The sequence below is a fragment of the Actinomadura sp. NEAU-AAG7 genome, assembly GCF_018603865.1.
GTDB classification, from domain to species: Bacteria; Actinomycetota; Actinomycetes; order Streptosporangiales; family Streptosporangiaceae; genus Spirillospora; species Spirillospora litoris.
The window spans coordinates 813187-836588 of sequence record NZ_JAHFZY010000001.1; the positions used below are offsets into that span (position 1 = coordinate 813187).

20 protein-coding genes and 1 CRISPR repeat array are annotated in these 23402 nt (G+C 70.1%); of the genes, 8 read left to right on the forward strand and 12 right to left on the reverse strand.

Translation table 11 applies throughout. The annotated features are described in order from the left end of the window. Positions 1 to 734: 734 nt before the first annotated feature. From KLI87_RS03830 to KLI87_RS03850, 5 genes are all read left to right on the forward strand, one after another. Complete coding sequence (locus tag KLI87_RS03830; RefSeq protein WP_214615838.1) at positions 735 to 1556, forward strand: SAM-dependent methyltransferase; 822 nt, start codon at positions 735 to 737, stop codon at positions 1554 to 1556. A 188-nt stretch (positions 1557 to 1744) separates the two neighbouring features. Next, complete coding sequence (locus KLI87_RS03835; RefSeq protein WP_156220287.1) at positions 1745 to 2611, forward strand: DUF5753 domain-containing protein; 867 nt, start codon at positions 1745 to 1747, stop codon at positions 2609 to 2611. 230 nt (positions 2612 to 2841) lie between these two features. Then, complete coding sequence (locus KLI87_RS03840) at positions 2842 to 3708, forward strand: hypothetical protein (protein WP_156220286.1); 867 nt, start codon at positions 2842 to 2844, stop codon at positions 3706 to 3708. 283 nt (positions 3709 to 3991) lie between these two features. Continuing rightward, complete coding sequence (locus tag KLI87_RS03845; RefSeq protein ID WP_156220285.1) at positions 3992 to 4168, forward strand: hypothetical protein; 177 nt, start codon at positions 3992 to 3994, stop codon at positions 4166 to 4168. Continuing rightward, positions 4165 to 4716 (forward strand): hypothetical protein, encoded by a 552-nt coding sequence (locus KLI87_RS03850; RefSeq protein WP_214615839.1) that lies wholly within the window; start codon positions 4165 to 4167, stop codon positions 4714 to 4716. Before KLI87_RS03845 ends, KLI87_RS03850 begins: the two co-directional genes overlap by 4 nt. Positions 4717 to 4804: 88 nt before the next feature. Here KLI87_RS03850 and KLI87_RS03855 read toward each other — a convergent pair whose 3' ends face one another. Further along, positions 4805 to 5293 carry a hypothetical protein gene (locus KLI87_RS03855; RefSeq protein ID WP_156220283.1) on the reverse strand — a complete coding sequence of 163 codons (489 nt, stop codon included), beginning with the start codon at positions 5291 to 5293 and terminating at the stop codon, positions 4805 to 4807. A 125-nt stretch (positions 5294 to 5418) separates the two neighbouring features. Between KLI87_RS03855 and KLI87_RS03860 the strand changes: the two genes are divergently transcribed. Together KLI87_RS03860 and KLI87_RS03865 are read left to right on the forward strand one after the other, a co-directional pair. Beyond that, positions 5419 to 5973 carry a TetR/AcrR family transcriptional regulator gene (locus tag KLI87_RS03860; protein ID WP_214615840.1) on the forward strand — a complete coding sequence of 185 codons (555 nt, stop codon included), beginning with the start codon at positions 5419 to 5421 and terminating at the stop codon, positions 5971 to 5973. Positions 5974 to 6064: 91 nt separating this feature from the next. Further along, positions 6065 to 6478 (forward strand): Dabb family protein, encoded by a 414-nt coding sequence (locus KLI87_RS03865; protein ID WP_214615841.1) that lies wholly within the window; start codon positions 6065 to 6067, stop codon positions 6476 to 6478. Positions 6479 to 6484: 6 nt separating this feature from the next. On the opposite strand, the gene KLI87_RS03870 is transcribed toward KLI87_RS03865, so the two are convergent. After that, positions 6485 to 7618, reverse strand: a complete 1134-nt coding sequence (locus KLI87_RS03870; RefSeq protein ID WP_214615842.1) for a DNA polymerase beta superfamily protein — start codon at positions 7616 to 7618, stop codon at positions 6485 to 6487. A 145-nt stretch (positions 7619 to 7763) separates the two neighbouring features. Here KLI87_RS03870 and KLI87_RS03875 point away from each other — a divergent pair, with 145 nt between their 5' ends. After that, positions 7764 to 8789: an isoaspartyl peptidase/L-asparaginase family protein gene (locus KLI87_RS03875; protein WP_214615843.1), complete on the forward strand. Its 1026-nt coding sequence runs from the start codon at positions 7764 to 7766 to the stop codon at positions 8787 to 8789. Here KLI87_RS03875 and KLI87_RS03880 read toward each other — a convergent pair. From KLI87_RS03880 to KLI87_RS03925, 10 genes are all read right to left on the reverse strand, one after another. Then, entirely contained in the window at positions 8786 to 9529 is a 744-nt protein-coding gene (locus KLI87_RS03880) for a hypothetical protein (RefSeq protein WP_214615844.1), read from the reverse strand. The genes KLI87_RS03875 and KLI87_RS03880 overlap by 4 nt on opposite strands. 56 nt (positions 9530 to 9585) lie before the next feature. Further along, positions 9586 to 10062: a hypothetical protein gene (locus tag KLI87_RS03885; protein WP_214615845.1), complete on the reverse strand. Its 477-nt coding sequence runs from the start codon at positions 10060 to 10062 to the stop codon at positions 9586 to 9588. A 624-nt stretch (positions 10063 to 10686) separates the two neighbouring features. Next, positions 10687 to 11241: a TetR/AcrR family transcriptional regulator C-terminal domain-containing protein gene (locus KLI87_RS41815; RefSeq protein ID WP_374225411.1), complete on the reverse strand. Its 555-nt coding sequence runs from the start codon at positions 11239 to 11241 to the stop codon at positions 10687 to 10689. A 67-nt stretch (positions 11242 to 11308) separates the two neighbouring features. Then, positions 11309 to 11540: a CRISPR direct-repeat array (repeat unit 30 nt; unit sequence GTTGCGAACCCTCGTAGGGGCGATGAGGAG). Positions 11541 to 11762: 222 nt separating this feature from the next. Then, positions 11763 to 12815, reverse strand: a complete 1053-nt coding sequence (locus tag KLI87_RS03895; protein ID WP_214615847.1) for a hypothetical protein — start codon at positions 12813 to 12815, stop codon at positions 11763 to 11765. 184 nt (positions 12816 to 12999) lie between these two features. Further along, positions 13000 to 15291 carry a hypothetical protein gene (locus KLI87_RS03900; protein WP_214615848.1) on the reverse strand — a complete coding sequence of 764 codons (2292 nt, stop codon included), beginning with the start codon at positions 15289 to 15291 and terminating at the stop codon, positions 13000 to 13002. Next, positions 15263 to 17443 (reverse strand): TIGR03986 family CRISPR-associated RAMP protein, encoded by a 2181-nt coding sequence (locus tag KLI87_RS03905; protein ID WP_214615849.1) that lies wholly within the window; start codon positions 17441 to 17443, stop codon positions 15263 to 15265. Before KLI87_RS03905 ends, KLI87_RS03900 begins: the two co-directional genes overlap by 29 nt. After that, entirely contained in the window at positions 17440 to 17973 is a 534-nt protein-coding gene (gene csx19, locus KLI87_RS03910; protein WP_214615850.1) for a CRISPR-associated protein Csx19, read from the reverse strand. The genes KLI87_RS03905 and csx19 overlap by 4 nt, the downstream gene beginning before the upstream one ends. After that, positions 17970 to 19562: an RAMP superfamily CRISPR-associated protein gene (locus KLI87_RS03915; protein WP_214615851.1), complete on the reverse strand. Its 1593-nt coding sequence runs from the start codon at positions 19560 to 19562 to the stop codon at positions 17970 to 17972. The genes csx19 and KLI87_RS03915 overlap by 4 nt, the downstream gene beginning before the upstream one ends. Then, positions 19559 to 21919 (reverse strand): RAMP superfamily CRISPR-associated protein, encoded by a 2361-nt coding sequence (locus KLI87_RS03920; RefSeq protein ID WP_214615852.1) that lies wholly within the window; start codon positions 21917 to 21919, stop codon positions 19559 to 19561. Before KLI87_RS03920 ends, KLI87_RS03915 begins: the two co-directional genes overlap by 4 nt. Then, complete coding sequence (locus tag KLI87_RS03925) at positions 21916 to 23019, reverse strand: hypothetical protein (protein WP_214615853.1); 1104 nt, start codon at positions 23017 to 23019, stop codon at positions 21916 to 21918. The genes KLI87_RS03920 and KLI87_RS03925 overlap by 4 nt, the downstream gene beginning before the upstream one ends. Positions 23020 to 23402 lie beyond the last annotated feature (383 nt).

Consider the following 23402-nt stretch of genomic DNA (forward strand, 5'->3'; position numbering starts at 1 on the left):
TCTCCTGCGATCACCTCGCAGCCGGTAATCGTTCGTGACCGTATTCCTATCCGAGGAAGGGGGTCAACGGCGTCTTTTTCGATAGACTTTCTGTCTTAACTTTTTTAAACATCGGCGTCCCAGGCAGTTCGATCTCATGCTCCCACCCGCCCCACCAGCCTCGAACGTTCCATCCTCCTGGAAAGGGGCGGCCGAAACTCCTGTTGATCGCTGACCGAAGCAGCGCTTCCAGAGGGCCGCCCGACCGCCGCGCGACCGACTCCCGGTGATCGGTCAATCACGCAAACGGTTGCTTGTGCTCACGCATCGAAAGGCGCTCGTGGCCGAAGGTGATGGGCTGTTTTCGTAAAAGCGCTTCTTCGCGGGTGAGCGTCTTCTCCATAAAATCGATAGGTCTCCATGGGCCGGTCCGGCGAAGGTGGACCCGTCCAAGCCCGGCGTCCCGGCCCTTGAAGTTAATCGAAGCCGTCCGCGTCCCCGGGGTGCGCAGGTGGGAGCCGCGCGGGTGGACCTGCGGCTGCTGTTGTCCAATCGGCGCATTGGGGGCCATGGCGCGATGAATGCCGGGAGTCACGGAGGGGGATCGGCCAAGGGGTGAGGCGGCGGCGCTGTATTGTGCCGGGTGAGACCGTTGTCCTCTGCCAATCGGCGGTGCCCTCCACTTAAGGCCCTCGCGCCCGCCGCTCGGATTGTTTAGCCTGAAAACAACTTTTGTCTGGTTTGGTGGGATGATCATGGGTGAGCGTTTCGAGGAGCATCTGCCATCGGTTCCGGGCCTCGATCCGAACGTCGCCAATTCCGCTCGCGTGTGGGACTACTGGCTCGGCGGCCACCAGTTCTACGAGGCCGACAAGGCGATGGCCGACGAGATCGAGCGGGTGCTGCCCGATATCGTCGCGCAGGCGCGGGCCGACCGGCTGTTCCTGAGCCGGGTCGTGGAGTTCTTCGCGGGAGAGGCGGGCATCGGCCAGTTCCTCGACATCGGGACGGGCCTGCCGACCTCCAACAACACCCACGAGGTCGCCCAGCGCCTGCGCCCCGACGCCCGGGTCGTCTACGTCGACAACGACCCCCTCGTACTGGCGCATGCGCGCGCGCTGCTGACCAGCACGCCGCAGGGTGTCACCGCCTACCTGGACGCCGACCTGCACGACCCGGACCACATCCTGGACGAGGCGGGCCGCACGCTCGACCTCGACCGGCCCGTGGCCGTCACCATGCTCGGCGTCGTCTGGCACATCATGGAGGACGAGCAGGCGCGCCGGATCCTGGGCCGGCTGATGGGGCGGCTCGCCCCGGGCAGCCATCTGGCGATCAGCCACCAGACCGACGAGGTCACCGGCGTGCGGGCGCGGGACGCCGTCGAGATGTGGAACCGGGACGCCACCCCCAAGGGCGTCTGGCGTTCCAAGCGCCAGTTGGAGGATCTGTTCGGCGCGGTGGGCCTGGAATTGCTGGAGCCGGGCATCGTGTCCTGCAATCGATGGCGGCCCGAAACCACCGACCTCCTGCCGGATGAGGTCGACCAGTTCGGTGGCGTGGGCCGAAAGCCCTGACCTTCCCGGCATGACCGCCTGCGCATTCCTGCCCGTATTTCGGTCGGGGTTTCCAGGCGCGCGGCGATCAGGCAAGCTTGCGGGGCGACCGACGGCAACCGGAGTCGGCCAGGCGGCAACCGGGGTCGGCCGTCGGAAACCGGTGGCAACCGGGGCTCGACCGGCGGTGCGTCCAGGGGAGGTGAGGCGTGCACACACTGTGGCTGCCGACGGAAGACCCCGACGCGCTGACGCGCCCCCGGCTGCTGTTGGCGGCCAAGCTACGTGACCTGCGCGAACGCAACGGCGTGACGTCCGAGACGGCGGGCGCGGCCATCGGGTCGCTGCCCCTGCTGAAGGCGATGGAGCGGGGGGTGACCGCGTCCGACCCGCACCACGTGATGGCGCTCGCCTCCCTGTACGACCTGACCGACCACGCCGCCCGCCTGCAACTTCTGCAACTTGCCCTCAGCTCGCGGCAGGAAGGCTGGTGGCAGCCGTACCGCCCGTTCATCCGCTCGTGGTTCCTGCCCTACCTCGGCGCGGAGCAGGCCGCCGAGATCATCCGCTGCTACACGGTCGGCGCCGTCCCCGACCTGCTCCAGCATCCCGCCTACGCCGCGCACGTGATCCGCGGCGCCAACCCGGGGGCCGACGCCGGCGAGCTGGCCAAACGCCTGGAACTGCGGATGCGGCGCCAGCGCGTCCTGCACGAGCGCAACCCGCCCCGGCTGTGGGCGATCATCGACGAGACCGCCCTCCGCCGCCGGGTCGGGACCCCCGAGACCACCTACCGCCAGCTCGACCACCTGCTGGACCTGTGCGAGCTGCCGCATGTGACGATCCAGATCATCCCGCTGACCGTCGGGCATGACCTGCCGCGCAGCCCGATCACGCTGGTGCGGGTGCTGCACGACCAGGACGTCCGGCAGGTGGTCTTCCTGCAACAGTTCAACGCCGCCTACTATCCGGATGATCACAAGCGGCACCTGTACGCGATGGACCTGCTGGCGGTCATCGCCGAGCCCCCCGCCCACACGCCCGGCCTGCTGCGGGAGATGATCTCCGCGCTGTGATCCGGCTGGGGACAAATGTCTCGTATGCCACAGAATTGACTCGGCGGGCGTGACAGGCTGGCCAGTGGCGACAGGGCCATCCCGTCCTGGACGATCACCTGTGCGCGGCGATCCCGCTCGCTTCACCGACAGCCTCGACGGACGTATCCTCCGATGCCGAGTGGACGCGGCGCGCCGAGGCGACGTGCAACGTTCAGCACCTGTCCGCACGCCAGCGCAAGGACGGACCGATGGCAACGACGCCGCGACGGACCCCGGCCCACCAGCTGATGGTCAACTGCCTGTACCACTCGCACATCCAGCACGGACAACCCCCGCTTCCACAGATCCTGCGGACGCTGAAGCGGCTTCCCGAGCTGTACACCGACTTCGCCGGCGCCGCCGACGGCACCGGCCTGTCGTCCACCGCGAACATCCAGAAGATCATCATGGGCTCGCACCACAGCCTGCCGAGCGCGGTGCAGCTGTCCCGGCTGATCCTCGCCTTCCAGCACCTGGCCTGGGCCGACGGCGTGCTCCGCAGCAATCCCGGGCTCTCGACCCTGCCCGGCTGGCAGGCGCTGCTGAGCGAGGCGCGGACCCTGGACAAGGAGCAGGAACGCCAGGGGATCTTCCTGCGGGACGCGCGACCCTACCCCGAGGAGCCGGTGCGGCTGCCCGTCCCGGGGCCGGGCTCCGAGCCGTCCCGCGCGCTGACCAGGGCCGAGCCGGTCGAGATGACCAGCATCGAGCTGCACGGCCTGACGACGCTCGGGCCCTACGCCCGATCGCTCGCCGTCCGGGCCGCGACCGGCGACCCCGGCGTCCTGTTCGAGGTGGCCCTCGCCCTGTTCGCCTCGGGCGACCCCTATGACCAGCGCGCGGAGTCGTTCGCCGCGAACGCGGCCGCCGCCGGGGTGTCGCCCGCCACCGATCTGCTCATGGCCTGCAAGGTGGGTTGCGCCGCGCGGGCGCAGTTGACCGTCCAGCAGGCGCGGGTCCTGGAGCATGCCGCCGCCTACTCGGGCGACGAGGACGCCGCGCTCTTCTTCTCCGGCTGCGTCGACCGCGCCGTCATTCCCGGGGCCAGGAAGACGGCGCCGCTCCTTGAGGACTGACCCGTTCGATTCGTGATCTGTTCTCGTCAGCCCGATCAGCGTTTCTTGGCGTTTCGTGGCTTTTCCTGCCGCGACCTGGTGGTTCACTTTGTTTTTTCCGGCCAAACCGGTACATAATCCAGGGTCGGTGCGCAAGGGTATGGGTGTTCATTCGCTCGTCCGGAGTCTCCCCACGATGCTGAACCTCCTCCTTGGCAGAGGCAATGGTCACGCCTTACGAAAAAGCTTCTTTACCGTGAGCCGCCGCCATGGCGCGGCGCCACGCTGCCCAGAGGAGGTCGAGTTGGCGATCGTCTTGACCACGACCTGGATGCTGGTCACCGGCAGACGGCTCCACCAGTACCCCGCCCTGCACGGCCTGGACTCCGAGCAATTGATCGAATTCTGGGCCGAGGCCGCGGACGGGACGGCGCCCTGGAAGGCGCCGACGAGCGAGACCACCGAGGACACGAGGTCATGAAACCCCGGTACAGGACCTGCTTCGCGGTCGACATCTCGCGTTTCACCAGCCGGGACGCGGTGCACCAGGCGCAGGTCCGCACCGCCATGCACGAGATGGTCAAGGCGGCGTCCGACGCCGCGAACGTCCCCTGGCGGTCGCAGAAGAACATCGACCGGGGCGACGGCGTCCTGGTCGTCACCGGAAGGGTCGGGGTCGAGGTGCTGTTCCGCGACTTCATCGCCAAACTCGGAGGCGCGGTGCGCGGATACAACATGCTCGCCTCGCCCGCCGAGAAGATACAACTCCGTCTGGCCCTGGACGCGGGCCATCTCCTCAAAGACGCCGAAGGCTTTTCGGGGATCGCGCTCAATCGGGCGTGCCGCATGCTGGACGCGCCCGAGTTCAAGGCGAGGATGACCGCGCGGAAGGCCGAGTTCGCTGTGATCACATCGAACGAACTCCACGAGGTCGTCCGCGGTTACCGGCTGCTCGACGACACGCAGCTCGAAAAGATCCCGGTCGACGTGAAGGAGACGCACACGGACGCCTGGATGTGGATTCCCTGACCACCCACTCGCACGGCATTCTCAGCGAGGCCCGCAATGGCGGGATCATGGCCTTCGGTGAGGACGCGAGGGGCCCTGCCGTCCCCGATCACGTGACCGATCGTCGCCGGGGCGCGGTGTCCCTGCCTGCGAAGAAGGCGACCAGGCTGCCCACCGCGAAGGCCAGAAGCAGGAAGGTGCCGACGGCGGCGCCGATGGTGGAGCCCCATTCGCCTTTGCCGCCGTCCGCCTGGACGAAACGTCCGACGTCGCGTCCCGGCAGCCGGTTTCCCGCTTTGACCGCGCCGTCGTCCGCTCCTCGCAGTTCGACGCCGTACCTCACCTCGTTCCCGGTCTGCGGCGTGAAACGGCCGTACCAGGAGCACCGCCGCGCGCACCGCCACTTCTCCGCGAGGAGGACGCCGGGGCGCCCGCGCCCGGCGGCGGCGTCACGCGTCGCGCCGCCCTCCTCGACCGCGAAGACGAGCAGGTACACCGCCCCCGCGAGCAGCGCCAGCGGCAGGGCGAGGCTCGCCGCGGTGACGAACATCGACGCCACGGACCGCCGCGTCCCCCTCGGTCCAGCGTCATCGATCATGGTCTGAGCATGCCGCCGGCGCGGCCGATTCGCCATAGCCGGGCGCTTGCCGGCTTCGTTTTCACCGTGTGCCGCCGCCGAGGTCTCGCTTTACGAGAGCCATGAGTGATTGTACGGTCACTCACATGGCCCGAGGCATCCTCTCCACCGCCGAACTCCGCCGACCGGTCGTCGCGGCGACCGCCGTCCGGGCCTTCGCCCACGGCGGCTACCACGGCACGACCGTCGCGGACGTCGCGCGCGCGGCCAAGATCTCGCCCGCCTACGTCTTCAAGTTCTTCCCGAGCAAGGAGAAGCTGTTCGCCGCCGCCCTCGAATCCTGCTTCGACCAGGTCGTGGACGCGCTCGAACGCGGCGCGGGCGCCGCCGCCTCGGCGGACCCGGCGGACATCCTCGACGCGATGGGCGACGCCTACGCGCAGCTCATCGCCGACCGCACGCTGCTCCTCCTCCAGGTGCACGCGCAGTCGGTCGCCGAGGTCCCCGAGATCGGCGCGGGCCTGCGCGCCGGGCTCAAGCGGGTGGTCGAGCTGGCCAGGGCCCGCTCCGGAGCGCCCGACGAGGCCGTCCAGCGGTTCATGGCCTACGGCCAACTCTGCCACCTGATCGTGACGGCCGGGGTCGACGAGATCCCCGAGGGATGGGCGCGGCTGCTGGACGCCGGAATCCGCCACCCGTAGCCCAGGAATAGGACGCGTTCGCTCCAGGTTCTGAATCTCAGTAGGAGTGAGTGACCAGCCACTCACTCTCTCGCCCGAAGGGAAAAGGATCATGATCGTGCACGGCAACCGCTTCACGTTCAAGCCCGGCGCCTCCCCCGAGCAGGTCGAGGAGGCCCTGGAGAGCCTGCGAAACCAGGGGCGGTCCATCCCGGCCGTGACGTCCTTCACCGTCGGACGCGACCACGGTGGCGAGTACGAATGGGGCGCCACCTTCCTCATCGAGGACCTGGACGGCTACTGGGAGTACCTCACCCATCCCTCCCACCTGCGGACGGACCGGATCGGCCTGCCGCTCGTCGACAGGTTCGCCTCGTTCGACATCACCGACGACCTCGACCCCGGGATGGGCGCCAAGATCGCGGCCCTGCACCAGCGCCGCTACGACCGCGTCCCCGAACTCACCCGCCTCGTCTCCGACCTGGGCGAATACAGCGGAAGTGCCGCGCCGGGCCCGCACGCCTGAGCAGGGTCAGAAGTCGCCCTCGGCGACCTGCAGCACGGTGAGGCCCAGGTCGGCGCGCCACATCCGCACGACCGACGCGCGATCGTCCAGGACCGCCGTCACGGGCCCGACCGGTGCCACGAACCTCTCATAGAGGGCGCGTTTGATGACCCGGTCGGGCCGGTGGTCCCCGGCCGGCCGCATCAGCAGCGCCTCACCCGGGACACCGACGTGCGCGGCGATCCACACACCGGTCGCCGCGCGGCACTCCTCCGACCGGCCCGACAGGTAGATGATCCGGTGCCCGGCCGCGTCCAGCGCGCGGACGACCTCCACGATCGGCGTGTGCGGGACGTCCTCTCCGACGCGGCTCCAGTCATAAGGGGAGCGGACGTCGTCGGTGTCCTGCCGGAGGGCCACGGTCCCGTCGAGATCGACCAGGTAGAGCCCCCGCGCGGCGGGCCTCGCCAGATGCGCGGCGCGGACGTCGTGCAGCCAGCTCTCGACACGGTCGCGGTCCGGCTCGTCCGGCAGCGGCGTGCGGGCGGCGGCGAAATCGTCCTCGGCCTGCGCCAGAACCCGGCGGGCCTCGGCGAGGTCACCGGCGGCGACGCGCTCCCCGAAGCCCAGATACCACCCCGGATCGGACAGCCGCACGTCCAGCTCACCCGTCCGGTACAGGCCGAGCCCCTGGTGGACGAGCCGCGCGAGATGGCGGGCGTGCTTGGCGGTCCGCTTGCGGGTGTCGGCGCTGAAGGACCCGTCCCCGCGGGTCTCCATTCGCTTGAACTGCTGCGTCGCGTATCCCAGATAGGCGTCCTTCACCCGCGCCGCCGACAGAAACGCCGTCCGAATCCCGATGAGCTGGTCGCCGAGAGCGGAACGGGCCTCATACAGCTCGTCGGGCAACCACATCAGCTCGGTGACGGTCGGATTCGCCTGAAGGGAGAGCGCGGCGAATTTCCCCGCCTCATGAAAGGTCACATCGGGTTTCGTCGTGACCGTCGTCGCCGCGCGTCCGGCGGGCGGGGTCAAACCGTGGAACTCGACGGTCGGCGCCGCGTACACGCCGAGCCGGTCGATATCGGAACCGGGCCCCGCCAGCCCATAGGCGGTGGACCCGACAATGCCCGACAGCAGCACGTTCGCAGGCTCAACCATGGCACCCCCGCACGACACAGAACAGCACACCGCCGATCATGACATCCGCCGCCGCCGATGAGCACGACGTTTGGCAGGTATTGAACGTGTTGCGGGAGCCGGGCCGGGGACGACGTCGGTGGTCGTTCACCTCAGGAGGTCTCCCATGCGCCGCTCCCTGCCCGTGTCCGCCGGCCTCGCCGCGCTGGTCATCGCCCTGTCCGGCTCCCAACTCGCCACGGCGACGCCCACCCGGGCGCCTCTGGCACACGTCGTGCTGGCGGTCCACGGCGGAGCCGGCTCCCTGCCCCGCGGCAGCCTGACACCCGAAGAGGAAAAGGCGTACCGCGACGGTCTGACCAGGGCCCTGCGAACCGGCTACGCGCAGATCAAGAAGGGTGAACCGGTACTGGGCGCGGTCGAAAAGGCCGTCAACGTCCTGGAGGACGACCCGAACTTCAACGCGGGCAAGGGCGCCGTGTTCAACGCCGACGCCGAACAGGAACTGGACGCCTCCATCATGAACGGCCGCGACCTGCGATCGGGCGCGGTCGCCGGCGTCCACCACACCAAGAACCCCATTTCGCTCGCCCGGCTGGTGATGGAGAAATCCCCGCACGTCTTCATGGCGGGCAAGGGCGCCGACGACTTCGCACTCCGCAATGGCGTCCCGTACACCACCCAGGACTATTTCTGGACGCAGCGCCGCTGGAACCAGCTCATGGAGGCCAAGCACCCGAAGCCCGGCGCGAAGACCGAAACCGGTGGCACGGTAGGCGCGATCGCCCTGGACGGCTCGCACAACCTCGCCGCCGCCACCTCGACCGGCGGCCTGACCAACAAGCAACCCGGCCGGGTGGGCGACTCCCCGGTCATCGGCGCCGGAACATACGCCGACAACCGCACCGCGGCCATCTCCTCCACCGGCACCGGCGAAGCCTTTATCCGCAGCGTCGCCGCCCACGACATTTCCGCGCTCATGCAGTACGCCCACATGCCCGTGGCCAGGGCCGCCGCGACGGTGGTAAACGAAAAGGTCCCCGCACTAGGCGCGACCGGCGGCGTCATCGCCCTGGACCCCAGAGGCAACCTCGCCACCCCGCACAGCACCAAGGGCATCATCAACGGCTACATCACCGCGGACGGCAAGATCACCACCCGGCTCTACGACGACGAAACCCCCGCAAGTTAGCGGCTGACCGCGTTCCGCGCCACCATGACCAGGACGTGCGACGAGAGCGAAGCCCGGCGCAGGGCCTCGGTGAAGACCTCGATGACCCAGGCCGCGACGTCCCACCGCCATCCGCGAACGGAGCAGCCGAAAGACTTGGCACGGTCGCCCTGCCGATCCTCCCAACCCGTGACCGCTCCCAGGGGATGCGCGAGGTCGCCCCTGGCGCTGACGCGGATCTTCCCCTGCCCCGCCTCCTCGACCGCCGATGCGATGGCATGGACGTCCACGCCGGGAGGCAGGCCCGCGACGGTGACGGTCACCTCGTTCTCCGGCTGAAGGAAGTCCGTCAGTTCATGCCACTCGTTGATCGAGGCAAGCGCCTCCCGAGCGTCGGCGGCCACTTTCATGGGCACGACCGCGTGCACTCCGGCCAGCTCCCACGTGCCGACGGCGTCGAGCGTGTCCCTGAGGACCGCCGCGAGCGGATGAAACGGAAGCCGCTGGGCGGGATGGGGGCCGACCCTGACCTGGTACCAGGCGATTTCACGGATTCGCCGGTCCTGTGTCCAGTCTCCACCGGCCTCCAGATGCGACCAACGCCGGACGGACGGCCATCCGTAGGCGTCCGCCCGGCTCAGGGCGAGAGCGTTGACACCATCCTCAACGCTCTCCACATCATCGAGCCGCCAGCGCTCGGTGACGACGGGGTTCACACGCAGCACCCCATGCAGCCCAAGGAACAGTTCGTGCCGCTCCACGTCGGCATATCTTGGACCCCGGGCCACGGCGCCTCACTCTCGACAAGGGTTCGGCGTCAGACCTTGCACTTAAGGGTGAAGCCATTGGAGTACCACTTTTCTGGACCGTCGGTGTAACCGATGATGTCGACATCGACCACGGTACGGAACTTGACCTTGGTCGTACGATTCTTGCACTTTTCCCGCGCGTTCGCTCGCTTGCTGCTCCCCGGACCGACGGTGCGCTTGCCCGTGGCGACCGTCTTCCACTTCGCGCCCTTGTGCGCCTGGAGCCAGACGGTGACCTTCGCCTTGGTGGCCTTGCCGGAGATCTTCTCCCACCAGCCGTGGACCGACACCTCCCCGCGCGTGATGTGTGGGTTGTCGCCCCTGGTCCTGAAGTACGTGACGTCTCCGGCCAGCACGGGCGCCTCGACGCCGGCGCGCTGCGCCCGCTGCGGCCCGCCGGTGGCAATCGCCTGGCCGCCGTCCGCCGGGGCTGGCGCCGCGGCCGACGCGGCAGGACCGAGCCCCGTCAAGGACAGGGTGGTCACGCCCAGAACGGCCCCTACCAGCAGCCTTTTATGAATGTTGCGAGGCAACTCTTGCACCTTTCATGAGAAATTGGGCGCGCGGAAGTCGGCTATGCCGTTGATGACGGACCGATAGCTGGATCACATCCGGGCACGCCGACTTATCCAGGCATTCCAATGAGATGTGTGGGTAGCGCGATGGTCGCGACGTATGTGCAGCGGATGAAGGGCGAGTGGCGCGCCCCTGATGGCCAGGCAGCGGCGCTTTCGCGGCGCTGTCCTCTCCTCGGGGGTCTTTTTGCGCCGAACATGCCTGAGGCGGGCGGCGCCGCGCCGAACGCGCCCGCCTCTAACCAAGATCATAACCGATGATGGCCGTTCCTTGATCATCATCGGAAGCGGAGAATCAGGGCGGAGCCCTACCGATGAGTCTCCGCGACGTCATCGGCGACGCACGCCGAGCGATGTTTCCGCTGGTCCTCGCCCTGTTCCTGGCCGAGGCGGCTTTCCGTGCCGAGCGGTTCGGCGCCCAAATCCGACGGCGCCGACCGTTGAATACCTTGGCGGTTAGAAGTGTCAGCCACTGCATATTTACGTGGGCTGTCCTGAATGGCACAGTTCCGTTGACAACAAGTCCTGAATCGATCACTCTCCGTGCACACACCCGCCCGCTCGGCGCTCAACACCGAGGCACCGCCGAGGCCATCCGCCCTGCCGACCTTCGCCAGGGCGGATGAGGAGTGGTCGCGGCCCCTGGCGGGGGGATTTGAACGCCCATGGCAGCCGGGGGCGCGGCTCCCGTCGTGTCGGGACCCTTCGCGTGCCCTGCTCCCCTATCGCGGACGGTGAGCGCGCAGGATCAAATCCGTGGTCTCGCTGCTGCCGAAGTGGGAGCGGCTGCGAGCCGAACCCGGACTCGCCGCCAAGGAGCAGGAGGAACTGGCGGGCACCGCGACCAGGCGCGGGCACGTCGAGCCGACCGTCCTGAGCGCATCCGGCCGAGTACTCGGCCAGCCCTTCATGGGCGGCGGAACCCTCATTGTCCCGCCACATTCGCTGCAACTCGGGATGGCGGTTCAGCTCGGCGATCCTGATGCGGAGCTCGACTCGTGAAGCCGGAACGGTTCGCGATAGCCGCACCGCAATAGTGCGACCCGCGCGGCCTCGGCCAACTCCAGGACCCCGTAAGTCGCTGTACATGGCCTGCTTGCTGACACCGGCGACCGCAGACGCTCCAGGACTTCCACATAGACGTCCGAGGGTGGAGGCTGCGAACCCAGGTAGGGGCGATGAAGACACCAGCCGAGGGGTACGACGGCAACATCGTCTCGTTGTTGCAAACCCTCGTAGGGGCGATGAGGACTCATCTCCCGCGACGGGCAGCCCAGGATCATCGTGTCGTTGCGAACCCTCGTAGGGGCGATGAGGAGGTGGATGATCCGGGGCTACGGATCCGGCCTGATCGTCATGTTGCGAACCCTCGTAGGGGCGATGAGGAGCCCACGGTAAAGCTGCACGTCGGTTGTGGGGAGAGGGGGCGGGTTGGAGCGGGTTTTGCAGCGATCCGTTGGTTGTGCCGTTGGGCCCGGTGGGGTGCTGAAATCTACACCTGCGGTGCGCCGAGTTCTGGCCGTTCGAGCTGAGATCGGCGGCTTCGTGGTCGGCACTGGTCTTCTGAGGTGTGCCGTCGTCGAGTACGGGAGGCCGTGTGCGGACGTCGGTCATCGGACGGACGTGTCGGCGAACTCCGCTACCCGGTCCGTCCAGTCCACGCCCGCGGTGGCGACCAGGAGCGCGAGGCGGCGCACCATCCGTCCGGCCGGCTCTGGTGCGAGGCCCAGGTCCTGGGTCGCCACGGCGACCGGGTCGGCCTGGTGGCCGATACCGATCGCGCATACGGCGGTGGTGACCTTCCGGTACGTTCTGCGGCGCGTCGCGTGCGGGTCGGGCTCGTCTGCGCGGGTTGTGAGCAGGCGGGTCAGCGTCGCGCGGGCATGGAGCCGGTCCGCTGCGAAGGCGTCCTGCGGGTCTGTGGGCGGCTCGATGTTCACCGGCTCCTCGATGTTGGCGGCGAAGAAGCCCGGGTTGGCCGTGCGGAGGGCGGACAGCGCCCTTCCCATGCGCCGGGACGCCTCCGCGTGCGTCAGGCCGTGGCGTTCCCGCAGGTCGTCCGGTACTTGGAACGGGTCGGAGACCCTGCGGCGTATGCGGAACACGACCATGATGAGCATCTCCAGACCCGCGGGATCCTCGCGCAACGGGGCGGCCCAGACCGCCTGGCGCAGGTCCCGGTCCGGACGCGCCGCCGCGCCCCGGCGAACCGCGTCCGCGCGTCGCGTCTGCGCCTCCAGATGCCGCAACGGGTAGTGGACGAGTTGCGCCCGTGCGGCCCGCAGCCACGCGGGTTCGGCGATGTTCCCCGCTTCCCGAAGCCTGGGCGCCCACGCGCTGGAGTCCTGACCCTGTGCGTCTGCTGACAGCAGGTGGTCCCCCAGCAGGGCCATTTCTCGGACGGGCCGCCCCGCGCGGGTCGCCGGGACCTTGTCCAGGGCGGAACGCAGCCGCTTGAAGCTCGCCATGAGCAGGTCGTCGGCCGTCGCCTCGCAGTCGGCGCACCACCTCGACCCGGTCGGCGCGCCGCAGGCACGGCCGGCATGCCTTGCCCGGAGCAGTGGTCCGCGCGCTGCCGCGCGCAGCGCCGGGGAGATGAAGGCGTGGAACGCGTCGAACGCGATGTCGCCATCGGGGTGGGCCAGGTGGGAGAGGGGCCGCACGGAACCTCCTGAGGTAGTCCGAACAGACCGGCCGTCCCACGGACATGAATCCGGGGACCCGGTCTTCCTCAGGAGGCGCGAGGGCCTCGAAACGCTCTTCGGCCGCAGCCGTCGAACGCTCACCAGTATCGGAGTGACCCTCCGTTAACGTCAAGCGGCTTACCGGATCCGGGGCCGTGCGTGATCACCGGGCGTCCGCTCCCAGTTCTTCGAGTTGGGAGCGGAGGCGTGTGTAGTCGGCGACGAGCATCGGGCCCGGGTCGCTGCGTGGCCGGTCGAGTGCGTCGATGGCTCGACGTAGCTCTTCGAGGACCGCCTCGGGGGCGGGTGGCTTCTTCGACGGTCTTCGTGTGCCCCGGCCGAGTTGTTCTTCGCGGAGTCTGTCGAGCAGGTGCGCGTAGGGGGTCTCGTTGCGGTAGGCGTTCAGTCTTGCGAGCGGTGTGAGGCGTTGCCTCAGGGATTTCCATGCGTCCCAGTCGAAGAGGCCCGGGCGGAGCACCTCCACGGCTGTGTAGCAGGCCGGCCATGGCTCGTCCGCCAGGACGTGCGCGATCAGTTCGAGGCGTCGGCGGGCCATTTCGCGGCGGGTGTCCATGTTCGTGGTCGGCGCCGCGTGGCCGTACAGGTCGTGGTGGAGTCGGGCTGCCGTGTCGCGGGCGGCGGCGAGGGCCGGTGAGCCGGTGTCGAGGAGTTGCCAGGCGGTGCGTGTGTCGAGGCGGCGGACGGCCGACGAGGCGAGCCGGGCGAGGCGGGCGTCCATGCCGAGGCGGCAGAGGGCGAGGCCGGCCTCGTTGAGCACCGTGCGCAGCGCCCGGTCGCGGCCGAGTTCGGCGACGCGCAGCGGGCAGGCGGCGTTCAGGGACCACTGCACGCCCGCGGCGACCATGCCGTTGACCGCGACCGGCTTTCCGGAGTTGATGACGAGCAGGACCTCGTCCACGTCCCGGAGGCTGGTCGAGCCGTACCGGCCGGTCGGTTCAGCCTCGCCGAGCGCGGCGAGGAGGGCGGCGTTGATCGCGGCGGCGTCGCCCGACTCGGTGGAGAAGGGGCCGAGGGCCGCGGCGTCGAGGCTGCCGGCGGGTGCGGTGGCGCGGGCGAGCGTCACCCAGGACCGGGCGCGCTCCATCGTCTCGCCGCTGGCGAGCAGGCGCAGCCTGATCCGGCCGGGCCGGGCGAGGGCGCCGCAGCGGTGGGACGCCCAGTCCATGACCTTGTGGACGGCGGCGTGCCCGTCCCTGTCGGCCGGGTCGTCCTCGGGGGTCTTCCCGACGCACATCAGGACGAGGACGTCGCCCGACCCGAGGACGGGCCATGCCGTCATGCCCCGTTGTTTCACCAGGCCGGGCACCGGGTCGGCCTTCTCCCACTGGTCGGCGTTCGCGAGCAGCGAGCCGGGCAGGCGGCGCGCCTCGGGCGGGGCGAGGTGCGCTTGGTGCTTGGCGCTGTCCTCGAAAAGGCTGATGAACTGCGCGTCGCCCACCAGGGCCGCGTGGTGCGTTCGGGGAATGGGCGAGAGCCTGCGGCGTGCTTCTCCGATCAGAGCGGCGCCGCCGTGGCGCTCCGGGTCGCTCAGCTTTCTCGCGAGTTCTTGCAGTAGTCGTCGTGCCGATTCGGAGACCGCGGCGTCCTCTTTGCGGGACGGCTTGCTGATCCGCTGGGTGAACCACGTGCGGAGCAGGGCGTGGTCGATGGCCTCGCCTCGCGCGAGACGCTCGAAGAAGGCGGCCTGGACGGTCGGCCACAGTTCGCGGAACTTGGTGAGCGTCCCCGCGTCCATGCCGGGGACGGTGCCCTCGGCCAGGCTGATGTCGGCGCGCTGGCGGGCGGCGAGGAGCCGCCAGAGGTCCGCGTTCGACGGGTCGACCGTGGCGAGTTCGTCCCAGAAGCGATGCCGGAGCAGCCAGTCGCGAAGCGTGTCATGCGGGTCGATCAGGTCGCGGAGCCGGTAGGCGGCGGACGGATCGTCCACCGGCAGCAGGGTCATCGGCACACCCGTCTCGATGCCCGCGAGCAGGACCCCGGCGCCGAGGGCGTAGGAGCCGGCCCCCGAGGTCAGCAGGCATTCGCCGGGGGCGAGCGCGGTGAGCACGGGTTTGAGCGAATCGACGCCGTGCCGGACGGTGGGCTCGGCGACCTGGACGATGTGGAGCCTGTCGCGTGCGAACGTGCGGCCGCAGAGGCCGTCGGCGGAGCACAGGAGCTCCTTCATGTGCCGCGCGTGTTCCGCGAAGGGGCGGCGCGAGAAATTGTGGGTGTTCGTGGTCGCGATGATGAGCAGGCCGCTGATGTCGGTGCCGGTCTCGGCGAGGCCGTCGAAGACCTTGCGCAGGGGTCTGCGGTCGCCGGCGCTTCCGTGGAAGTCGATCGGGCCGGGGGTCGTCGCGAGCGGGGGCCGGCCGAGGTCGCCGCCGCCGATCGGGTGGATCAGCAGCGGCGCCGCGTCCGGCTCAGGAACTCTCTTCGTCGTGGACGTCAAGATCGCGGCCTCGGGGGTCGCCCGCGGAGGGGAGGGAGCGGCCTCGGCCTGGGGCGACGCTTCCGTCCTTGACCTTCTCGTTGGCGGTGAACCAGGCGTATGACTCTCCGGCGGGATTCGGGGGTGTGCGCGGCGTCCGTAGGCCCTTGGGACGCGCACGGGGATAGTGGACGGGGAGATCGGCTCTGCCCCGCGCGGCCGCGCGGAACGCGCCTTCGATCGTGGCGAACCCCGGCTGGTTCGCCGCTTCCCGCTCGAAGGCCCGGACGCAGTTCTCCACCACGGTTTCGGCGGACGGGTCGGGGAGCTCTCCCGCGAGGTCGCGATAGTACTCCGACCATTGCGCGCCGGTGTGGAGTTTCGTTTCCCTCGGGTCCAGGGAAAGGCGGACGCTGCCGAACCCGAGCGGTTTGCCGAGGCCGAGGCGGTGGTGGTGGTCGTCGCCGAGTGTCAGCAGCCAGAGCAGAGCGCCCAGTTCCACCTCGGGAATGTCGCGGACGCCGATGCCGAAGGTGAACTCGGTGCCCTCGGCGATCCAGCCGCGCACGGAGCGGTTCTGCTTGTCGCGCCGCGGCTCGCCGGTCGTCTGGAACGCCGTCCCGTCGCGCGTGAGGCGTTCGTCGGCGGGCGCGTTCGGCCGCCGGTACTCCCGGTACAGTTCGCCGTCGATGAGTTCCTGCGTGGGGTCGCCCGTCGATTCGGGCTCATTCCAGTAGGACTCGGCCGTCGCCGCCCGCCGATGATGCCAGTAGACCTTGCGTCCGCGGAGGGCACGGTCGGGGTCGCGGTGCACCTCGTTCTTGGGCGTGCCGTCTTTGATCGGCCGGTCCGGTTCGGCGGCGCTCTCGGAGAGGTAGAAGCGGCCCTGGGTGGGTTTCGGCTGGGCGAGGATCGACAGCGGCAGCCCGTCTCCCGGGAACCGTCTGACGGCCTGGCCGGGGGCGGTGACGCAGGTGACGCCGTTGACGCGCACCCTGCCCCGGTACGCGGCCGGACGGGTGCCGGATCCCTCCTGCGCGACCCAGCCGAACACGCGGTCGGCCGGGGACAGGTCTCGGAAAGAGGGGGCGGGCTCCACCTTGGGCGGAACCAGTTCGGCCGGACTCGCACTGGCGAGGTCGCGCGGGATCATGACCGGATAGAGCGCCTCGATTCGCCCTGTGGGCATGTACGCCCAGCAGAAGGTCCCCGGTGTGAGCCTGCGCCGGTCCTCGTTGTTCCGGTGGGGGCTGATGTCGAGTTCGCCGCCGGTCTCGATGTCCTGCTCATGTCGGCGGTGGTGCTCCATGAGAGCGTCCCAGCGTTCCCGGAGTTCGTCGGTCAGCTTGACCCGGTTCGGATTCTGTTTGATGAAGACCCGCTCATCAAGCTTCTTCTCCGCGTTCTGGCCGGTGATGAATACATACCCCTCCACCCAGCCGCCGGGTCTGCTGCCGGAGTACGGCCTGATGTCGGTGACCTCTTCGGCGTTCTTGCCGCGCCTCGTCTTGACCCAGACGCGATCGCCGTGTTCCGGGGGCCGTTTCGGCGAATACCGGGGGCCGGGCCTGTCCCGGTAGGAGGAGAGCTTGACGGCGCCCCAGAACTCCAGCGTTCTGCCGTCGGCGCCGACGCGGACCGGGCGCATGTAGCGCGCGTCGTCGGCGATTCGCCGCCAGCCCAGCGGTTCGTCGTGGCCGTTGAACACACCGAACCGGCTGTTGGTGATCGCCTCGTAGGCGGTGCGCAGCATTCCCTTGAGCGCGGTGGCCGGTAGATGAGGGCGGCCGTCGCGCAGCAGCACCGGGTAGGTGAGGTGTCCTTCCTCGGCGCCCGGCGTGTTGTGGGCGCGGGCTGTGTCGAGTAGCAACAAGGGTGTTCGGACGGTGAGCCGGACGCCGATCGTGCCCGTCCAGTTCTCCTCGTGCAGCCGGTCGGCGCCCTGCGGGACGGCGTCGGCGAAGGAATCCGTCATACCCTCGCGGGAGAAGGCGGGGACGAAGGTGTAGGGGTTGAGGAACGGCTCTCCGCGTCCGCGCGGATCGGGTTTGGCGGACGGCGTCGCACGTGCCTTCTTGGTGGGCGCCTTCCTGGCCCTCGGCGGCTGTGATCCTCCGACGGGCTTTCTGCGGAAGAAGACATCGCTGGGCTTGGGCGGCCTTGCCTCGGTCATACCTTCCCTCCGCGCAGCGGTTCTGAGACTTCGAAGGACAGCAGGCGTTCTTCGGCGATGTAGGCGTTGCCGTGCGCGCTGTCGTGGGCGATGTACTCGCGGGTCGCCAACTCCACGCGGTCGCCTCGGCCGAATTCGCCTGGAACGCGCAGGCTGCCGATGCGTTCCGTGGCGAGCGTCGTCCAGCCGTCCGACGTCATGACGGCCTTCCCCCACAGCAGGTAGCCGCCGTCCACGGTGCCGGCGGCGTTCACCGGATCGCACGGGGTGAAGGACGGAGGCAACGCCGTCGGGTCCTCGGTGAGCAGGACCGTGCGTCCGGAATCCTGAAGCCAGCGCAGTTCGGTGTGCTCGTCGAATGCGCGGGCCTCGAAGACACCCTGGAAAGTGGAGCGACGTGCTTCGGCGGTGGTGACGATCGCATAGCGCCATGGCGTGGTGAGCAGCGCGAACCCGTCCGGTGCGCTTTCCATGGCCGCGGTGAAGGTGAGGCCGTCGCATGCGGCGACGTGCAAGGTCGTGCCGGTCATCGCGCCCCTCCCGCGTATTCGCGCCACGCGGCCGCGATGTCGCCGTGCCGAAGGGCGTCTTCGAGAGTGGTCCGCGACGTCCAGCCGTTGCCGGAGAACTCGATGGACTCGATCGCGACATCGCCGAAACCCCGGTTGACCATGCCCCCGAGCGGGACACGGCGCTGCTCCAGATCTCGCAGGACCAGCAGGAGCAGCGCCAGGGCCACATTTCTGTGGCCTCCGAGCCGGGTGAGATCGACGGTCAGCCGGATCGGCTCCCAGTCGACGCCGTGCGGTTCGAGGACGCTGAACAGCAGGTGGTCGGCGGCGCCTCCCGTCCAGCGGTCGATCGCGACGTGGTCGGCCTGGTCGAGCCCGCGGGCCGCGAGCGCGTCGCGGATCGAGGGCGGCAGGTCCTTCGCGTCGTCGGGGTCCGGCGCGCCGTTCACCACGACGTCCCACACCTCGGAGGGGACGACCGTCTCGCTCACGCACTCGTGGACGGTCAGCGCCCCCGCGCCCCACGGGTGGGTGGACGGTTCGCGGCGGGCCGCCCCGAACAGGACGCAGACGGCGTCCAGCCCGTCGAGCTGTTCGAGAAAGGCTTCGGCGTGCCGCCGCGCGGCCGCGTCGCCTGCCGTGTCGCCTGCCGCGTCCTCGATCGGAGGACGCGGGGCGTCGAGGCCGCGGGCGGTGCGTTCGATGAGTTCGGCGTGGCTGCGGAGGGCGCCCTTGATGGAGCCGCCGCTCAGCGTGAGCTTCAGCATGTCGGACCCGAGCCGGGTGGTCAGCGGCAGCGTCTTGATCGCCGCGCCTTCACCGGCGGCCCGGACCATGACGGGCGCGTCCGGTTTCCACCGGAGCTGGACGGTCAACGTCTCGCGGCGCGCGGGCAGGGCGGCGGCCCCCGCGTCCACGCGCGACTCCTCGAACACCTCGGGCTCGCCGCCGAGGAAGGCGAGGAGGCCGGCTCGGCCGGTGAAGTCGTGTTCGTGGACGTCGAGTGGCGACGCCATCAGCGTCACGACGCCGAGGCCCCTGCCGTTGGCGGCGCCGACCCCGATCTCCTCGGCCTTCAGGGCGGCCAGCAAGGCGTGCAGGCGGGCGCGGTCACGGTCGAGGGTGTGGCCGGTCGTCTCGACGTCGAGGTCGAACGACAGAAAGTGCCCGGCCGGGACGATCGTGCGCGCGTACAGGAAGGCCGAGGCGGCGGCGCCGGTGACACGGTCGATGCCGACGCCGTGGACGACCGGCAGCGCATGCGGTCTGAGGGGTTCGTTCGGGATTCCGTCTCCGTCGGTCCCGGTCGTGGTGGTGACGACGGCGTCGCGGACGACGATCCGGCTGGCCTGGCCGGAGTCCGGCTCCCCGTCCCGGATGTATCCCCACATGTCGTCCAGCAGTGAAGTTTCGGGATCGGCGCCGCGCATCCAGTCGCGCAGGACCCCGGCGAGGCTGGTGCCGGGGACGTAGACGCGGTCCTGCCCGTCCACGGCGACGGGCAGCGCCTCGGCCGGATCGAGTGCGACACCGCCCACGTGCAGCGGCGTCTGGGTGCGCAGCCAGCCGCGCACGCGGAGCCTCCGGTCCATCGGACGTCCGGTCATGCGCGTGCCTCCTCGGGGCGGGCTTCCTTCCGGGTGCCGGCTTCCCTGCGGCCGTGCGCGTTCCTGCGGGCGTGGGCGTTCCTGCGGACGTGGGCGGCCAGGCATGCCGTGAGCAGCGAGCGCAGCGCCTCCGCTCGCAGCTCGCGGGGGAGGGCGTCCGGGCCGTCGACGGTCAGGCACAGGCCGCCCCGATCGTCGAATCCCAACGTCTCCCAGACGTCCTGCCTGGCCAGCAGGGTGCGGATCGCCGTGGTGATGTGCGGCGCGTTCCACCGTCCGGTGAGGCGGACGACGCGGGCCTCAAGCGCGTCCGGCTCCTCGCCGAGGTGGTCGAACAGGCGGCGGAGCGCGTTCAGCCGGGTCGCCGAGAGGTCGACGATCGCGCCGAGCACCTCGTCCGGCCGGGCGGCCCGCTCCTCGGCGAGCCGCCAGATCTCCGAGCGCCACGCGGCCGTCTCGATCAGCCGCGCTCCGGCGTGCCCCGGGTCGGTCGTGGGCAGCTTTCGCGCCGCCGGACCCGGCTGCTCGTGCGGCCGCCCGCCGCCGCCTTCCGGCACCTTGTTCATGAGGAGGGGGTCGTTGATACGGATCTGGCCGAAGCCCTCGCCGCGCCGCTCGCCGATGCCCGACCGCTCGACCTCCGCCAGGACGTCCGCGCCGATGCGGCCCGCCTTCACCGCGAAGGTCAGGCAGCCGCCCGCCGCGAACCCGAGCAGGACCGGCCTCGGCAACCGCCATTTCCGGTGCCAGGAATCGGTTCGGGCGACCTCGTAGCTGGTCGGCGTCCGGTCGCGCTCGTGCAGGACCGGTACGAGCTTCACCCCCTCCGCTCCGGCGGCCGCGAACGTTCTGACGAGGAGAGCGGCGAGGTCACGCGGGTCGTCGCTCGGCGCGAGCCTGCCGTCGCGGACGAGGACGTCCGACAGCAGCCAGACGCTCAGGCGGTCCCCGGTCGTGATCGGCACCGCCTCGGACGCCGGCTCGACGGGCTCGGCGGGCTCGGCGGTGACGGACACCAGGCCGTAGTCGTCCTTGCGGGACCGCCCCAGTTGCCACCGGCCCTCCAGGCTCGTCCACCAGCCGTCGGCCAGGATGCCGCGCCGGGCCCTGACCTCCGCCACCAGCACGGTCCCGGGCTTGAGCGCCTGGTAGACGTAGACGCCGCCGAGCGCCTGGGCGGGACGCTGCGACCTGTCCTCGATCGTGTTGTGCATCCTCAGGACGAACTCGGGTGTCTCGACCGCCACGTTCGGCGCGGCGGTGACATAGCCCTCACGCACCCGCTTGAACGACCTGCCCTTGGGGTGCCCCTCGGCCATGCGGTTGAGGTAGACGTCCCTGTCCTCCTTGTCGCGCTCGAAGACGCGGGGGACCGGTCGCCCCCGCGCCCCGCCCACCTGCGGGGTCGCGGGCGTCACCACGAGATCGCCGCAGCGCGCCGCCGCGGCGGCGGCGGGCGAGCCGAGCCGCTTCAGCACCGGCCCCAGCAGTATCCAGCCGGGTACATGGTCACGGCCCTCGACGAGGTTCCCGACGGTGCGGTGATGCGCGAGCAGCGGTGCGTCGAGCGTCATGCGCATGACGACGTGCTCCCAGCCGTCGCCCGCCACGGGTCTTCCAGCGGAGTCGGGTTGCGGAGGGCCTTCGGGGTCCGGCGGCGGCACCGGGCTCGCCGTCCGGCGCGCGAGATCGTCACCGCTCGGAGGCAGCCCTGCGCCCCCGAGATCGAGACGGCACCGGCCCGACCCCCTGCGCCGCTTCGCGCCGATCCCCTCCACCAGCCGCGCCCCCGCCCACAGCAGCGCGCGAGCGCAGCCGAGTTCCTCCTCCGTAAGCCCGGCCGGGAGCTCCGCCGCGCCTTCCAGCGTGACACCGCCGCGCGCCATCTCGTCGAAGCGCAGCATGTCGTCCCTGGCCGCGCCGGTCGACGGGTCGTGCGCGACACCGGGTTTCACGAACGTCACCGCGTCGAGCAGGCGCCGGTCCCCCGCGATGGCCGGGCCGAGTCCGCCGGAAAGGCGCAGCGGACCCAGATAGCGCAGCGCGGCCGGGCGCGGGTGCCGCGCCGGTGCCGCCGGTGTCTCGCCCGCCTCGGCGCTCAGGAAGGCCGGCTGGTAGCCGAACAGGTAGTCCACCCAGGAATGCCAGATGCCGGTCGTGGTCTCGGTGTCGAGGGCGCGTGCGGCGATCTCGCAACCGTCCCGCCAGACGCCGTTGAGGGACTTCGCCGGGACGAACGGCAGCCCGTGCTGCTCGTCCTTCAGCACCTGCCGGCTCAGCCGGCCGTACTGCCCGGTGCCCGCGCCGATGTGCCAGTCGCTCAGCATGCGCAAGGTCAGCGATACGGAATGGCTCATGACGCGTCCTTCGAACGCAGGAAGGGGGCGGCGTTCAACGCGTCCAGGAGCCCCGTGCGGTGCGTACTCCCGTCCTGCCAGAACAGTGAGCCATCGTGGGCGAGCCCCTGCACCGCGTCCTTCCCCAGCCATGTGGAGACCATCTGGAATCGCGACTGCGCGGCCTCGCGTCCACGGAACAGGGCGGACCGCAGTTCGTGCGCCTGGGCCGCCGAGATGACGAGGCCCCCGTCCTCCCTGGCGGTCAGGGCGGCGACCTGTCTTTCCAGGTCGCGCCAGTGCCGGTGCCGCGCCCACTCGGCATCGCCGCCGTCCCCGACGACGTAGGGCTGCCCGGTCAGGCACGTGCCCCCGCCATCGACGGTCTGCTGCTCGCGCAGGCGTTCCAGGTCGGCGTACGCGCTCTCGAAGAGGACCTGGAACGACAGGGCGCTCCTGTCCTGCCCGAGCTCCTTCTTCACCACCTTCGCCTCGTCGGTCAACTCGCCGGCCAGATGGACGGCGCGGTGGAACGGATAGGCGCGCTTCACGATGGCGACCCCGGCGCAAGCACCCAGCCCGCGCAGGTCCTCCACATGTTCGAGCACCCCGCCGACCGCGTCGTGCTCGCCGGCCAGCCGGGTGAACCCCTCCAGGTAGTCGCGTGCGAACCGCAGAGCCAGCTCACCGTCACAGACCACGGTGAGGTCGTCGCCGCCGAGAACGAGCGGGAGGACCGGCGGTTCGTCCGTGCCCGCCGACCATCCGGCGCCGCGCAGTTTCTCCAGCGCCGACCGGAAGGCGTCCCGTGCGCACTCGTCCACGCCTTCGGACAGGGCGCGGTACCTCCGTACGTAGTCCGCCGCGAGCCTGACGCCCTGCGCCGCCATGAGGGACGGGAAGCGCTCGAACACCTTCCCCATGCCGTTGCCGTCGGCATGGACCACCGCGACCCACTCCGCCTTGTGGTTCAGATGGTCGACGATCGAGGAGAGCTTGCGACGCGCCACCGCCTCGTCGTCGGCTTCGACGCAGAGCCCCATCTTGACCGCCAGCCGCAGCAGCGCCCGATCGAAGGCGTGCAGTTTCGCCAGGCTCGGCGCCGACCGAGCCTCAGGCACCCGCCCCTCCGCAGGCAACCGCCGTTCCGTGAGTGGCCGCCCGTCCGCAGGGGACTGCCGTTCCGTGAGTGGCCGCCCGTCCGCAGGCGGCCGCTCCTCCGCAGGGGACTGCCGTTCCGTGAGTGGCCGCCCGTCCGCAGGCGGCCGCTCCTCCGCAGGGGACTGCCGTTCCGTGAGTGGCCGCCCGTCCGCAGGCGACCGCCCCTCCGCAGGCAACCGCCGTTCCGTGAGTGGCCGCGCTTTCATGGACGGCTGCTTTTCCGCAGGTGGCCGTCCCTCGGCAGGCAGCCGCCCTTGTATGAGCGGCTGTTCTTCCACAGGCCGCTCTCCTGCCGCGGGAGGCCGTCTGCCCGGGGGTGGCCCGCCCTCGGGGAACTCGACGA

Excerpts from the sequence above, each read along its gene's own strand:
- KLI87_RS03860 (WP_214615840.1), top strand. The coding sequence starts at position 5,419 with ATGGCCCGAGGCATCCTCTCCACCGCCGAACTCCGCCGACCGGTCGTC.
- KLI87_RS03840 (WP_156220286.1), top strand. The coding sequence starts at position 2,842 with ATGGCAACGACGCCGCGACGGACCCCGGCCCACCAGCTGATGGTCAAC.
- KLI87_RS41815 (WP_374225411.1), bottom strand. The coding sequence starts at position 11,241 with ATGTACAGCGACTTACGGGGTCCTGGAGTTGGCCGAGGCCGCGCGGGT.
- KLI87_RS03870 (WP_214615842.1), bottom strand. The coding sequence starts at position 7,618 with ATGGTTGAGCCTGCGAACGTGCTGCTGTCGGGCATTGTCGGGTCCACC.
- KLI87_RS03905 (WP_214615849.1), bottom strand. The coding sequence starts at position 17,443 with ATGACCGAGGCAAGGCCGCCCAAGCCCAGCGATGTCTTCTTCCGCAGA.
- KLI87_RS03865 (WP_214615841.1), top strand. The coding sequence starts at position 6,065 with ATGATCGTGCACGGCAACCGCTTCACGTTCAAGCCCGGCGCCTCCCCC.
- KLI87_RS03850 (WP_214615839.1), top strand. The coding sequence starts at position 4,165 with ATGAAACCCCGGTACAGGACCTGCTTCGCGGTCGACATCTCGCGTTTC.
- KLI87_RS03920 (WP_214615852.1), bottom strand. The coding sequence starts at position 21,919 with ATGAGCCATTCCGTATCGCTGACCTTGCGCATGCTGAGCGACTGGCAC.
- csx19 (WP_214615850.1), bottom strand. The coding sequence starts at position 17,973 with ATGACCGGCACGACCTTGCACGTCGCCGCATGCGACGGCCTCACCTTC.
- KLI87_RS03875 (WP_214615843.1), top strand. The coding sequence starts at position 7,764 with ATGCGCCGCTCCCTGCCCGTGTCCGCCGGCCTCGCCGCGCTGGTCATC.
- KLI87_RS03855 (WP_156220283.1), bottom strand. The coding sequence starts at position 5,293 with ATGATCGATGACGCTGGACCGAGGGGGACGCGGCGGTCCGTGGCGTCG.
- KLI87_RS03915 (WP_214615851.1), bottom strand. The coding sequence starts at position 19,562 with ATGACCGGACGTCCGATGGACCGGAGGCTCCGCGTGCGCGGCTGGCTG.
- KLI87_RS03830 (WP_214615838.1), top strand. The coding sequence starts at position 735 with ATGGGTGAGCGTTTCGAGGAGCATCTGCCATCGGTTCCGGGCCTCGAT.